Source organism: Lacticaseibacillus pantheris DSM 15945 = JCM 12539 = NBRC 106106 (genome assembly GCF_001311175.1).
GTDB lineage: Bacteria > Bacillota > Bacilli > Lactobacillales > Lactobacillaceae > Lacticaseibacillus > Lacticaseibacillus pantheris.
This window is the reverse complement of the sequence record NZ_BBAI01000022.1, coordinates 22,601-37,197: the sequence shown is the minus strand read 5'-3', so window position 1 is coordinate 37,197 and position 14,597 is coordinate 22,601. Positions and strand designations below refer to the sequence as shown.

The window sequence follows — 14,597 nt, the reverse complement described above, 5'->3', positions numbered from 1 at the left end:
TTTTTCGGGCTCTAAAATCCGCGGGAGGCCGGGACGGCCGGAGCGTGCGGGTGTAGCAACCTACGGCGTAGGGCACGTAAGCCGCAGTCCCAAAGGCCACCCGCGCGTTCGTAACCACCCAGCCTTCGCCCTAGCAGTGGATTACCATGGAGCGCCCCACGAAAGCCGCAGCTCACCGGCCCGACCGACGCCGCCAACCGGGACTAACCAACGCAAATTGGCCAATATTTTGTACGGGCATGACACCAACCGCAAATTCTGGTACACTATTAAAGTTTGCGAATCATTACATAAGATATTAACTATTTACTTAACGACTCCAAGGAGGATTTTCTTGTGACATATGCATTAGGAACGCGCCTGATTGCCGAATTCATTGGTACGGCAATCATGGTGATTTTGGGCAACGGCTCGGTAGCCAACGTGGATCTCAAAGGTACCAAGGGGAACGGCTCCGATTGGCTCGTCATCGCCTTTGGTTACGGCTGCGGGGTCATGATCCCCGCGTTGCTGTTCGGTTCCATCTCCGGGAACCACATCAACAGCGTTTACGATTGGCTTGGCCGTAGCCGGACTCTTCAGTTGGAGTGAAGTGCTCCCCTACATTTTGGTGCAATTCGCCGGTGCCATCGTGGGCCAGCTGATAGTCGTGGCGGCGTACAAGCCCCACTACGACATGACCACCAACCCACAGCACATCCTGGGCACGTTTAGCACCATCAGTGCCAGCAAGAGCAAGCTCAACGGCTTTGTCAACGAGTTTGTGGGGTCGTTCATCCTGTTCTTCGGCGCGCTGGGAATTACCAAGGCGCCGTTCTTCCAGAACAACCTGGGTACCGCCCACCTCGCACTGGGCTTCCTCGTGTTAACGCTGGTTGCTAGTGTCGGCGGTCCCACCGGCCCCGCTTTGAATCCGGCCCGTGACCTCGGTCCCCGCATCGTGCATGCCCTTCTGCCCCTGAAGCACAAAGGCAGTTCCGACTGGGGCTACTCATGGGTACCAGTGCTGGCACCAACTTTGGCCAGCATCTGTGCCATTCTTCTGTACAAAGGCGTATTTATGAAGTAATACACCCCCACATAAAAACCTGGTAGCGTAATTGCTACCAGGTTTTTGTATACATAGTATCATTCCGACCCAACGGGAAACGTGCGTGTGAGCTTCGGTATCAGTCCGCGCGTCCGGGTGCCGTATTCTACCCGGCGCCCATCATCATCAACCGTGACCACCGCGTACATCCCCCCCAGCGGTGCCAGGTCGCCACGTGGTTGGCTAATACTGCCGGGATTAACCACCAGAACATTCTGATGGACCTCGGCCAACGCGACGTGGGTATGACCGTACAAAATGATATCCGCCCCGGCAGCCACCCCGGCGGCGACCAACTCATCCCGCCGCCAACCGACGGCATATTTGTGCCCATGGGCCATAAATGCCGTGTGCGCCCCCACGGGAACCGTTAGCGTCATCGGAAAGCCTGGATCAAAATCCATGTTGCCCTGAACAGCGCGCCAAGTATCAAAGACCGGATCACTCGCCCGGAGTTCCGAATCACCACAGTAAAAGTAGCCGTCCATGTGCGGATATTCCGTTAGTAACTCCTGCAACACCAGCGCATCACCGTGCGTATCACTTGCCACCAGAATTTTCACTATTCTTCCTCCAGGTCTTCGTTCATCCGCGGGTCACTACCATTGTTGGTCCGCTCTTTAGCATCCGGCATGCCAAAACGCTCCGGCTGGGCATCCATCAACTTGGCTAACTCACGCAGCGCGTTTCCGCGATGACTAAAACGGTTCTTCTCGGCGGGAGACATTTCCGCCATGGTTTGCCCCTGCTCGGGAATGTAGAAAAACGGGTCGTAACCAAAGCCGTTATCCCCCGCTGGAATCACGGTGATGCGGCCATTAACTTCCCCATCAACCTCCACGTCGTCGTGGGGTCGTTCTGGGTCCACCCAGACTAACGTGGTGTGGAAATGGGCCGTCCGGCGCTCAGTTGGCACCCCGGCGAGGTTCGCAAGCATCTTTGCATTGTTAGCGGCGTCGTTGTGGTCACCGGCATACCGCGCAGACAGCACACCCGGCGCGCCATCGAGGGCATCCACCATCAGGCCGGAGTCGTCCGCAATAACGGGTAACCCCAGCGCCTCGCTGTACCCGTGTGCCTTTAACCGGGCGTTTTCAAGGAAGGTGGTGCCGGTCTCGTTAACGGTATGCAAATCATCAAAATCCGCCAAACTACGAACCGTGATACCGCGGGGAGCAAAGAAATCAACGAACTCGCGCACCTTACCCGGATTCTTCGAGGCGACGACCAGCGTCTATGACTGCCCGGACTCGGGAGTTTTGTCCACCGCCCCATTGAGCTCGGCATCCGGAACAAAGTGGTCCGGTTGGCCTCAATATTCACGTGTTGCGCGTGCAGGTCATCCAGTCCGAGCCAATCGCTAGCAATGTCGGCAAACATGGTCGGGCTGGCCGTCGTGTAAAAGCTACGGTCGCCATCGTGATCGCCGCGGTTAGCCAACCCTAAATAATCGAGCACGGTGGCCAATTCCACCACCGTTTCCCGACCAGGATCAATGAGGGTCACGTCGTCGCCCAAAGCCGCCTGGATAAACGGCCGCAGTAGCGGGTAATGCGTGCACCCCATAATGACAGTATCGGGATGTTCTGCGGCCAACGGTGCCAAGGTATCTGCGACCACGCGGCGCGCTAGGTCGGACTTGTACTCGTTGCTTTCAACCAAAGAAACAAACTTGGGGGCCGCCATACTGTGCACGGTCAACGCCGAATTTTGTTGGTGAATAGCCGCATCGTACGCGCCGCTGGCTACGGTACCCTCGGTGGCCACCACGCCGATACGTCCGGCAGTTGTCACCTTCACGGCCGCACGGGCCCCCGGCACAATCACACCAATAACGGGAATATCGAGCTGTGCCTGTACGTCACGCCAGGCTGCGGCCGTGGCGGTGTTGCACGCAATGACCAGCGCCTTGATGTGCTGTGCCCGCAGATAATTCACCATTTGCCAGGTGAAGGACCGCACCTGGGCGGCCGGACGGGGCCCGTAAGGCAGGCGCGCCTGATCGCCCAAAAACATGACGTTTTCGTGGGGTAACTGCCGTAGGGCCTCACGGACCACGGTCAGGCCACCCACGCCAGAATCAATGAAACCAATTGGTGCCGTTGCATCCATCATCTTTGCCACCTTCGCTAAATGAATTCTCACTACTACCATTGTTGCCCGCCACCACCAGAAATTCAACCGTTAACCGACCCGCTTAATGTTAAAAATACGATTACGGACTACTGCTTTTACGGCGGCAGTTCGGTATACTGGGGTAGATAAACGAGGAGGATCCACAATGGCTGACGCACAATACTTAGAATTACTTCAAAATGCCGATCAACAACTCTTGGCGGGCGAGATCTTGTTGCGGGACGTAATGCTCCCGGAACTTTTGGGAGAACGCGCCGACGGTATTTTATACTTTGCCGGTCGGAGCCTGGCGGCACACCTCAACGTGCCGGAGGAACAAATCAGCACCACCTTTGCATCGATGGGGTTCGGCGAGTTGAAACCCGATAAGATTAAGACAAAGTTGCGTACATACACACTCGGCGGGCCGGTGGTCAGTCAGCGCCTCAGCCTGCGCGGCAACACGGCCGACTTCCGTTTAGAGGCGGGCTTCCTGGCCCAATTATTGCAACAGGCGTTGGGCCACACTGTGGAGGGCGCCAGTGAGAACCACCGCGACAACGTGACGTTGACACTGAGCATTGACCCCGGTGAGGAGCAGCCCTTCTATAACGATTTATCAACTAGGAAGTCTTAATTGTAAACCTGGATGAGGAGTGGGGCAAGGCAGAGAGCGGAGAAGGCAGCTTTCACATGCACACCCTTGGCGGAGCAACACGACATTCCCGGTCCACTATACTACTAATAAATCAGCAACCGAACGCTTAATTCACCTCCAAAAATTCAACTACCGGGTATTTGGGTGCATTCTTCAAGCAATTTTTCCTAATTCAACCCAACGCAAAAAACGCCCACACGTCAATTACTCTGTGTGAACGCTCAAATCAAGTAATACTTACTCTGTTAGCCTAGTTTCTATCAGTCAAATGCACAACACCATCAATCTGTACACTACTGATCGTATACCCCGCCACTTATGGGCATCCCATGACTAACTGAATGGCAATAGCAGCAACCTATTACTACTAAATAACGATTCTTAAGTGTGTTCTCAATGTAAGTTTGCATTTTAAAGGTTACAAATTATGCGTGCAAAAAGCATCCCCTAAAGGATGCTTTTTGCACGCATATTAACTTTACTACGCGGTGTACTTCTTCAAAATATCTGACAACTGGTCGCCAGTGTGGTAACCCGTGATCCGTTCAACCACTTCGCCGTCCTTCTTGACCAGCAAAGTAGGAATGGCCATAATACCGAATTCCTTTGGTGTATCTGGATTTGCATCCACATCCATCTTGGTGAACTTAACGTCCGGCATTTCTGGTTCCAGCTTCTCAATCACCGGTGACTGCATCCGACAAGGGCCACACCAAGTTGCCCAGAAGTCGGTTAGAGTAACACCCGTACCAGTTTCGGTAGTAAAGTTATCGTCAGTAATTGCCTTAACCATGCTATCACACTCCTCTTACCTTTTGTAAGCTAATTATATGCGTCTACACCAACATTGTAAAGTGATGGGTGGTGCTTGGGGATAATTTTATTGTAGCAGGGCAGAGCGGGGCGTGCTGGGAGGAATTTATCAAAGCCCCTAGCGAGGAGGTATACGTTACTACCAATGAAAGGCCAAGTGTGGGCCTTTCCGCGTCACATTGCCGGGCTAATGCCACCTCGCTCCCTCGGTACCTGTGATTATGGAAACGAGCTGCGCAGGCCAGAAGACGCCGCATAAGCAACTCTAACCAAAAGGCCAAAACCGGGCCTTTCCGCGTTACATTAGCGGGTTAATGCCACCTCGCTCCCCCGTTACCTGTGCTTATGGAAACGAGCTGCGCCCCGCAGAAACTTGCGCGTAACCCGCTACGGCAATGAAGCCAAACCCGGGCTTGACGTTACATTAGCGGGCTAATGCCACCTCGCTCCCTCGGTACCTGTGCTTATGGAAACGAGCTGCGCAGGCCAGAAGACGCCGCATAAGCAACTCTAACCAAAAGGCCAAAACCGGGCCTTTCGGTTAGAGTTACTTATGCTCTGTCTTCTAAACGGCCTGCTCCGCTCTCTCTACCTAAACACCACAATCGTCGCCCCCGACCCACCAGCATTCGCCGGTGCGTACCCGAACCGGGCCACATTGCGATTCTTCTTCAAGTACTCCGTCACCCCGTTGCGAATGGCCCCCGTACCCAAACCGTGAATAATCGTCACCGTCGGGTAGTTCGCCAACAACGCCTCATCAATATACTTATCCAGGTTGCTCATCGCCTCGGCATACCGCTGGCCACGCAAGTCCAACGTCGTCGATGGCCCACTACCAGCTCCCTGCACGTGTGTCCGGGCCGTCCGTGGCTGCTCCGTCTCCGGCGTCCCCACCTTTTCCAAGCCCGACTCCGGTACCGCCATCTTCATGATGCCGACCTGTACCTGCCACTCGTGGTTACCCTGCTGCTTCAGCAACGTCCCCGTCTGGCCATACTGTAACACTTTCACCGTATCACCAGCACGCAAAGCCGCCGTATTCCGCGCCTTCTTCAGCACCTTATTCTTCGCTAACGGCGTGTCCTGGTGCAGCTGGTGCAACCGCGTCTGCGCGTCAATGACACCCGCATCGTTCGCGCCACCCCGCTGCATCTTCCGCAACGACTTGATAATCTGGTCGGCCTCCGCCTGCGTGTCCGCCACCATCTTGTTGGCCTGATCACGCGCAGCCTGTAACTCCTTGTCCTGCCGCATCTTGAGGTCCGCATACGCCGCCTGTAACTGACCGTGCAGCTTCGTCGCCTCGTCCAACTTCTCCTGGAGGTCCGAGTCGGTCATCGCGGCTGCCTGCCGTTCCTTTTCTAGGTCGGCGATCATGTTGTTCAGGTCGTGCTCGTCGTCACTAATCAACAACTTTGCCCGGTCCACAATTGTCTGGTCCAACCCCAGCCGAGTCGAAATTTCAAACGCGTTGCTCCGTCCCGGCACACCAATTTGTAACCGGTACGTGGGCTGCAAAGTATCACCGTCAAACGCCATCGACGCGTTCGTCGTTCCCGGCGTATTGTACCCGTACAGCTTCAGCTCAGGGTAGTGCGTCGTGTCCACACGTATGCGCCGACAGTCCCAACCGCGTCCAGAATGGAGATGGCCAGCGCGGCCCCCTCCTGGGGATCCGTCCCAGCCCCCAATTCGTCGAACAACGCCAGACTGTCTTTGTCCAAATCACGCAAAATCGCCACCACGTTCGTCATGTGCGACGAGAACGTACTGAGGTTCTGCTCGATGGACTGCTCGTCACCGATGTCAGCAAAGACGTTGCTGAACACCTTCACCGTACTGTGCTCATCCACAGGAATAAATAGACCTGCCTGTGCCATCAACGACAGCAAGCCCAACGTCTTCAACGTCACCGTCTTACCACCCGTGTTGGGCCCAGTAATGACGATGCTCTGGTAATCACCACCAAGCACGATGTCATTCGGCACCACCTTGTGCTGGTCAATCAACGGATGGCGCGCCTGACGTAAGTCCACCACACCCGCATCACTAATCGTCGGCTCGGTGGCCTTGATGAGCGCAGCGTACCGGGCCTTCGCGTTAATGAGGTCCAGATGGCCCAACACGCTCGCGTCTGTACGCAGCCCGTCGGTTTCTGGCGCGACTTTGGCCGACAAATCCGTCAGTACCCGCATAATTTCCTGACGCTCGGCGACCTGCGTCTCCCGCATCCGGTTATTCAGATCGACCACCGCTTGAGGCTCGATAAACAGCGTCTGCCCGGTGGCACTCTGGTCGTGGACAACCCCACCAAAGCGGCCGCGATTTTCGGCTTTGACCGGAATCACGTACCGGTCATCGCGAATAGTAATGATGGGTTCACTCAGATACTGCGCCGAGTTGCCGCGGGTGTAGCCCTCCATCCGCTCACGTATATCGCGCTCCATCGCGTGCATCCGCCGCCGAATACCGTGCAATTCAGGACTAGCCTCATCAGTGACATTGCCTTCTTCATCAATCGACCGCTGTAACTCCCGCAGCAAACCCGGCAGCAGCGTCAACTGTGCCTGCATCTGGTAGACCCGGCGCAGATCCACGTTCTCATGCAAATCCGTCAGGAAGTCATCAATGGCCGTAACTGTTCGGAGGACACGGACAATACCCGCAAACTCCGTACCATCGAGCACGCCACCAATCTCGGCCCGCTTTAACGAGGTCGTGATGTCCGGCACCGCCGCCACCGGGAGACCACCGCGTAAGCGCAAGATGGTGGCCCCATCGGCGGTCTCGTCTAGTCGTTGCTGAACCTTGTCGGGATCGCTACTTGGACGCATCCGGCCGGCCAACTTTTGCCCGAGTGCAGTGACTGCCTCTGAGCGCACGGCCTCCTGGATACGGTCAAACTCCAGCTGACCTAATATTTTGTGTTTCATTTTTAAAAAGCCTTTCTAAATTTACGTATGCATGGTTAACTAGCCAATCCACCAAGTGTGGAGTAGCCACGAGAAAATGGGCGTATGTGGCACCATGATTTTTGCCAGCAGCGAATGTTCCAGGGCGGTCTGGAGGCACTAACGGGAATCATCGCCACAAGGTAAAGCACCATGACCACGAACAGGTACGCGCCCAGCCCACCGATAATGCCGCCAATCCAGTGGTTCTGCTTGGCGGGCAACGGGTAATATTCCAGTTCGTGCAGAAGAAGACTTACAACCCGCACGATTACCCAACCAATCGCAAAAACAAACATGAACGAAAAGGCCAGGTAGAATGGGTCATCGAGCCGGAGCCCCAGTGACTGGCTGAAAAAGCAAAGTGGCTCGACATGGTGGCTGATGGGTATGGTATCCACAACTCGAAGGTCGACTTAAACACACCCGCCAATAATTTGGCCAGCAGGAATACCACTACGTACCCGGCAAACATGATGCTTGGAGCACCGCCCCTTTGCGTGCACCAGCATAGGCCCCGTACGCGATAAATAATAGAATTATCAGTGTTAACATATTTTCCCCATCCGTCATTGCCCGCAGGCGTATCATTTCGCTCTTAATTTTACCACAACGCAAAGGGCCGGGATGCGTCTGCACCCCGGCCCAGTGGTCACGCAGTCTACTGCATGTCCTCGTCGGCCAAGAAAGTGTTCAGGACTTCCTCAACCATGTTCCACTCGTCATCATCCTCGATGGGGAACAGGTCGCCGGCACTGGCATCCCCGTTCTCATCCGGCGTGAAGGAAAACGCCTCAATCTGGACGTCATCGTCATCGTCGTCGATGCCTTCTGGGTACAGTAGCACGTAGCTCTTCCCATAGTCATCGGAATCGAACGTGAACAGCACGTTGTACAATTCTTCGTTGCCATTGTCATCGATCAGCGTAATCTGCTGGTCGTCCGCGCCTGGGCGGATGTCGTCTTTGTTCTCTGCCATTGTGGCCTCCATTCCCGGTGCGTCTAACTCTGTTGGGTTAGCTTGCCCCGTGCGTCCAGATAGTTCTGCAAAATAAATTGTGCCGCCATCTTGTCGATGACTTGCTTTTGTTCACGACGCGATACGTCCGCCTCGTCGATCAACACCCGGTACGCCGAAACCGTAGTGAGCCGCTCGTCAATAAAATCAACGGGCAAACCGAACTTCTTCACAAGCCGTTCAGCGTACGCCTTGGTCTGCGTCACGCGCGGACCTTCGGTGTTGTTCATGTTTTTAGGTAGTCCCAGTACAAAGCCGTCTGGTTGGTATTCAGCTACCAACTGCTTCAGCCGGCCCATACCGAGGTTGCCGCGTTCCTCATCAATCGGAATAATTTCCAGGCCCTGGGCCGTCCAGCCTAGCGGGTCAGAAACCGCAACTCCCACCGTTTTGGAACCAACGTCCAAGCCGAGTAGTCGCATTATTTCTCCTTACCGAGGTAATGACGCACTAATTCCTCAATAATTTCGTCGCGTTCGTGCTTCCGGATTAAGTTCCGGGCGTCGTTATAGCGAGGAATATAGGCCGGGTCCCCCGAAAGCAGGTAGCCCACAATCTGATTAATCGGGTCGTAACCCTGTGCTTCCAGCGCATCGTAGACCGTCTTCAAAGTATCCTCGACGTTCTTCGGGTTGTTGTCCCGGAAGTTGAAGTGAACCGTTTCGTCTAATGAACTCATACCCAACACCTCTATTCGTTTCGTCTAGCTCAATTTTACTTGATGGCTCGCCAAAGTACAAACCTTCTGTGCGAAAAATTTTAGCGTTTTCATCCGCATAACGCAAGCTATTTTGCGGCTAGCCATTCATGCGCTTGCTTCAGCGCGCCGTCAATGCCTTCTGGCTTCTTACCACCAGCCTGGGCCATGTCGGGACGACCACCACCGCCACCACCGACCATTGGTGCAATGGCCTTGATGAGGTCGCCGGCCTTAACGCCCTTGGCAATCGCATCCTTGCTAGCGGCTGCCAGCAGGTTAACCTTACCGTCTACCGCCGTGGCCAATACTAACACGTCGGAGCTGGCCTTGTCCTGCCATTGATCACCTAACTGTCGGAGTTCCTTCATTCCGGCAACCTTCACGGACTGGGCAATGATGGTAAAGTCACCGGCCTGATCAACGCGGTCAAAGATACCGGCTGCAGCCTGGCTCGCCAACTTACTTTGCAGGGACTCAACCTGCTTCTGCGCGTCCTTCAGTTCTTGTTGCAGGGACTGCACCTTCACAACGGTATCGCCGCCCTGCGTTACCTTCAACTGACCATTAACTGCGTTCAGTTGGTCAGCCTGGGCCGTCAGGTACTCAAAGGCTTCCTTCGAGGTGACCGCTTCAACACGCCGAGTGCCGGCACCAATACCGCTCTCGCTAGTAATCTTGAACAACCCCAGCTCGGCCGTATTCTGTGGGTGGGTCCCGCCGTCGAATTCCTGGTTGAAATCGCCAATCGAAACCACCCGCACGACGTCGCCATACTTGCTATCAAAGACGGCGATGGCACCGAGCTGCTTGGCCTCCTCAATCGGCATTTCCTTCGCGGTGATTGGCAGTGCCCGCCAAATTTGCTCATTGACCATCCGTTCGACCTGACGTAACTGGTCCTGGGTCACTTCACCAAAGTTGGTAAAGTCAAACCGCAAGTAGTCAGGCTCAACTAGTGAACCAGCCTGGTGGGTGTGCTCACCCAGCACGTTGCGCAGTGACTGGTCGAGCAAGTGGGTGGCCGTGTGGTTGAGCGATACTTTGTGCCGCCGCTGGGTGTCGACCGCCAAAGTATAGCTGGCACCCTGCCGCAATTCGCCCTCAACCGTGATGGTGTGCAGGTTCTGCGTTGGGTGCGTGCTGAACGTCGGTGACCCGTGCCACCTCGTTACCCTGCGCGTCGCTGATGGTCCCCCAGTCGGCAACCTGGCCCCCCATTTCGGCGTAGAACGGCGTCTTCGCGAAGACCACCTGCGCGGTCCCAGCGTCCACTTTGGTCACCGCCTGGTCGTTTTGAATAATGTCGGTTAACACCGCGTTGTCCTCGTGGACGCTGGTCCAGCCGGTGAACTTGGAGTCAGTCTTAATATCCATCAACACGGTGTCCTGGCTGCCCATCGATTGGGCGTTGCCCCGCGCCTTGCGGGCCCGGTCACGTTGCGCCTCCATGTTGGTTTTGAAACCATCCATGTCCACGGTTAACCCGTTATCGGCCGCAATTTCGCCCGTCATCTCGACCGGGAATCCGTACGTGTCAAAGAGTAGGAACGCGTCGTCCCCACTTATTTGCCGGCCGTTGGTAGCCTTAACTTTGGCCATCACGCCGTCCAGCATGTTAATTCCGGCATCCAGGCTCTGACGGAAGCGCGCCTCCTCAGACTGGATTACCTTTTGAATGAAATCCTTGTTTTGCAGTACTTCAGGGTAGTATGACTTCATAATTTTACCCACCGTTGGCACCAGCAGGTACAGGAAGTCATGGTTGATTCCCAAACGCTTGCCGTTAACTACGGCGCGACGAATTAGGCGGCGAAGGACGTAGCCACGCCCCTCATTGCTAGGCAGGGCGCCATCGCCAATCGCAAAGGTGACGGCACGCGCATGGTCCGCAATAATTTTGAACGCAACGTCGTCAGTGGCGTTGTCGCCGTAATGCTTGCCGGCAGACATCTCCTCGGTCTGCTTGATGAGCGGCAGGAAGAGGTCGGTTTCAAAGTTGGTCGGGGCGTTCTGCACCACGGACACAACCCGTTCGAGGCCCATCCCGGTATCGATGTTTTTGTGCGGCTGGTCCACAATGCGACCATCTGGCAGGTGATTAAACTGGGAAAAGACGATGTTCCAAATCTCTAGGTAACGCTCGTTCTCGCCACCAGGATAGTTTTCGGGGTCGTCCTCGGCGACGTTATTGAAGCTCTGACCACGGTCGTAGAAGACCTCAGAGTCAGGGCCACAGGGACCGCCACCGATGTCCCAGAAGTTGTCCTCAACTTTGTAAATGTGGTCAGCCGGAACGCCAGCCTGCTCCCATAGTTCGAGCGCATCCGTATCCTTAGGGTAAACCGTAATGTAGAGTTTATCCTTGTCGAGGCCCAACCACTCATCACTGGTCAGAAATTCCCACGCCCACGGAATCACTTCCTTTTTGAAGTAATCACCGACGGAAAAGTTCCCCAGCATTTCAAAGAACGTGTGGTGGCGCGCCGTCTTACCGACATTTTCAATATCGTTGGTCCGAATGGACTTCTGCGCGTTAACAATCCGTGGGTTGTCAGGAATCACGGACCCATCAAAATACTTCTTCAGGGTAGCAACCCCAGAGTTAATCCACAGTAGCGTGGGGTCATCCTTAGGAATTAAGCTGGCGCTGGGTTCCACATCGTGACCCTTGCTCTTAAAGAAATCCAGAAACATTTGCCGTACTTGGGCACTGCTTAGTTGCTTCATTGATACTCTCCTGTCCCGCCAACCTCAAAGTTGACGTGCCGTATTGATATGACCCGCTACTCGCCGAATGACAACAAAAAACATCCTTACAAACCCGAGGACGCGTGTGCGCGGTACCACCTCGGTTGCAACGATGTTGTCGTTAACCACTTCATTAGTTGTATTCAGCTCGTATCAGGGAGCACCACGGCGCCGGGCCCAGGTCTTCGCAGTTACCGACCGTTCCTGTATGGGCGCCAAAACCACCGTGGCATATCCTAACCCGTTCATTATAGTGGCGGGCAGTGGTTGTGTCAACGTCAGCCGGGAGACCGGCAGCGTAGGTCGGGCCAGTGAGCTGCGGCTTACGTGGGGTGCTCCATGGTAACCACTGCTAGGGCGAAGGCTCCAACCCGCCAAGTACGGGCGTGTTTCCGCCGCGATTTCAAGCCTGCCCGGAACCCCACCGGTCAGTCTCGAAATTCGTCGCGTTCTAACGGCTAAAGCCGTAAGAACGTTACACCCTGGCAGTGGTTACCATTCCGACCCCACACGCCTCCGCTCACCGGTCCGACCGACGCGGCCTCCCGTTGCCGTTCGCACTACACATACGAGTACGACACCCAAACCCTACTAAAGGAGTGAATTTCATCAGCTGGATAGTGTTTCCACCAGTCCACACTCTCTGGAGTGGTTTCCTCTGAATGTGCAAAGAAACTTGCTCACAAAGACCGATTGTATGGAATCATAATCGATTCATAGCGGTCGGATCTTATTGTCTGTGTGCTCGGATGCCGGTTGGACGTGAATAGGTCGTTCATTAAACCATTCGTACGTGCGGTTCCGTCCGGTGATGTACCAAGGATGCCAGAATGGCCAGACCTGTATTGATGAACATCTACCGTTGGTCGTACTGGTGTGGTGGTGGATGTTGAGCGGCTGGTCCCCGCGACGGCTGCATACCCGTAGTTCTGTTTGAATTACTGCCAGTAGTGCGCTAGCACGTATTGGCAGTTATGAATTACAGAATCAAATTGGCTAGACCGAGTGGTTTTCTCGGGCTACGGCAATTCGCGGTAGCCGGAACGGGCGAGAGCGTGAGGCTCACAGCTCCGGTCGCGGGGACCAGCCGCTCAACCGGAGCCACCACGCCAGTACGACCAGCCACCAGCATCGGCCACCATTAAGCCTTGTCCAAGCCCTTAGCCTTGTTCTTCCGCTTGGCATTGCGGCGTTCGTTCCGCTTCTCCACGCGGTTGTTGAACCATGCTTCCTTCTCAGCGGCCTTGCGGACCTTATTCTTGTAACCCGGCTTACGTTTCTTCTGTTCCTTCTTCAGCATTCCATAAATCGTACCGGACAGCCGCTCGTTCTTCTTGGTCCGGGTCGCGCGACGGTTCCACTCGCGTCCCGGCACAATCTCGCCACGCACAATGGCTTTGGGATCAAAGTGAATCCCCATGTGCTCCAATTCGGCGAGCTTGTGCTCCTCGCCAGGTTTGTACAGCGTGATGGCCGTCCCACTCATTCCGTTTCGGCCAGTCCGCCCCACACGGTGAATGAAGAACTCATTATCAGTCGGGATCTCCGCATTAATCACGTGTGAGACACCCTCGATGTCAATACCGCGAGCCGCCAGGTCCGTCGCCACCACAAACTGGAATTTCTGCTGAGCAACGGCCTTCATCACGCGACGACGTTCACGGGGTTCAACGCCCCCGTGAATCTTCGCGGCTTTGATTCCCTGCGCCTTCAGGTACGCGTGGATTTCGTCGACCCGTTCCTTGGTGTTCGCAAAGATGAGCACCAGGTACGGTTCACCAATCGTCAATAACTGGTAAATAATCCGGTTAGGGTCCTGCCCCTTCGTACTGATGACCCAGTTATCCACCGTGTCGGCAATGACCGTTTTCGGTTTGAGCTCAATGATCAGCGGGTTGTGCATATACTTTTTCAGGAACGGCTGGAGTTTTTGCGGGATTGTGGCGGAAAAGACCATCATCTGGAGTTCAGACGGGAACGTGCCCGCAATCTGGTCGACCACGTTCAGGAAGCCCATGTCCAAAGTCATATCGGCTTCATCAACGACGAACGTCTTCACGGTAAAGCCAGTCAGGGCGCCGTTACGCAGTAAATCTAAAATCCGTCCCGGCGTACCAATGGCAATGTGCACCGCGTGGTTTTCCAACTTACGCAGTTGCTTTTGCTTGTCCGTACCACCAACAAAGCGGCCCACGCGGACGGGATTGTCTTCGCCAAGGAGCTCGGTGGCCGTCTTGTAAATCTGGTTGGCCAGCTCACGGCTAGGCGCCGTAATAACGGCCTGTAGGGTATCCTCGCCCACATTAATGTTATTAATGATTGGCAGCAAGAATGCCAACGTCTTTCCGGAACCAGTCTGGGACTGACCCACAATGGAAGCGCCCCTGAGCGCCTTCGGAATGACTTGTTCCTGAATGGGTGTTGGTTGCACAAAACCATTCCGGTTCAGTGCTGCAATCAACGTATCGTTAATCGCGTATTGTTGAAATTTGTTATCCATT

The 14,597-nt window shown here is 55.0% G+C and carries 8 protein-coding genes and 4 pseudogenes; 2 read left to right on the top strand and 10 right to left on the bottom strand.

Annotation, left to right across the window (positions count from 1 at the left end; all coding sequences use genetic code 11):
* The first annotated feature begins 336 nt into the window (after positions 1-336).
* Positions 337-1,069: pseudogene (locus JCM12539_RS07990) on the top strand (MIP/aquaporin family protein).
* 59 nt (positions 1,070-1,128) lie between these two features.
* Here the strand turns inward: JCM12539_RS07990 and JCM12539_RS07985 are convergent.
* Both JCM12539_RS07985 and racE read right to left on the bottom strand, forming a co-directional pair.
* Positions 1,129-1,653 carry a metallophosphoesterase family protein gene (locus tag JCM12539_RS07985; protein WP_054650539.1) on the bottom strand — a complete coding sequence of 175 codons (525 nt, stop codon included), beginning with the start codon at positions 1,651-1,653 and terminating at the stop codon, positions 1,129-1,131.
* 107 nt (positions 1,654-1,760) lie between these two features.
* Positions 1,761-3,202: pseudogene (racE, locus tag JCM12539_RS07980) on the bottom strand (glutamate racemase); the annotation flags it as partial.
* A gap of 169 nt (positions 3,203-3,371) precedes the next feature.
* Here racE and JCM12539_RS07975 point away from each other — a divergent pair.
* Positions 3,372-3,842, top strand: a complete 471-nt coding sequence (locus tag JCM12539_RS07975; RefSeq protein WP_054650537.1) for a DUF2507 domain-containing protein — start codon at positions 3,372-3,374, stop codon at positions 3,840-3,842.
* Between the two features lie 502 nt (positions 3,843-4,344).
* Here JCM12539_RS07975 and trxA read toward each other — a convergent pair.
* The 8 genes and pseudogenes from trxA to JCM12539_RS07935 form a co-directional block, all read right to left on the bottom strand.
* Entirely contained in the window at positions 4,345-4,656 is a 312-nt protein-coding gene (gene trxA / locus JCM12539_RS07970; RefSeq protein WP_054650535.1) for a thioredoxin, read from the bottom strand.
* A gap of 608 nt (positions 4,657-5,264) precedes the next feature.
* Positions 5,265-7,612: pseudogene (locus JCM12539_RS07965) on the bottom strand (endonuclease MutS2).
* A gap of 35 nt (positions 7,613-7,647) precedes the next feature.
* Positions 7,648-8,031 (bottom strand): CvpA family protein, encoded by a 384-nt coding sequence (locus JCM12539_RS12735; RefSeq protein WP_082405410.1) that lies wholly within the window; start codon positions 8,029-8,031, stop codon positions 7,648-7,650.
* Between the two features lie 260 nt (positions 8,032-8,291).
* Entirely contained in the window at positions 8,292-8,609 is a 318-nt protein-coding gene (locus JCM12539_RS07955) for a DUF1292 domain-containing protein (protein ID WP_054650531.1), read from the bottom strand.
* A 23-nt stretch (positions 8,610-8,632) separates the two neighbouring features.
* Entirely contained in the window at positions 8,633-9,070 is a 438-nt protein-coding gene (gene ruvX / locus JCM12539_RS07950) for a Holliday junction resolvase RuvX (RefSeq protein ID WP_054650529.1), read from the bottom strand.
* Positions 9,070-9,327, bottom strand: coding sequence for an IreB family regulatory phosphoprotein (locus JCM12539_RS07945; RefSeq protein WP_054650527.1), 258 nt, complete (start codon positions 9,325-9,327; stop codon positions 9,070-9,072). Before JCM12539_RS07945 ends, ruvX begins: the two co-directional genes overlap by 1 nt.
* A 107-nt stretch (positions 9,328-9,434) precedes the next feature.
* Positions 9,435-12,075: pseudogene (alaS, locus tag JCM12539_RS07940) on the bottom strand (alanine--tRNA ligase).
* Between the two features lie 1,162 nt (positions 12,076-13,237).
* Positions 13,238-14,596, bottom strand: coding sequence for a DEAD/DEAH box helicase (locus JCM12539_RS07935; protein ID WP_054650525.1), 1,359 nt, complete (start codon positions 14,594-14,596; stop codon positions 13,238-13,240).
* Position 14,597 lies beyond the last annotated feature (1 nt).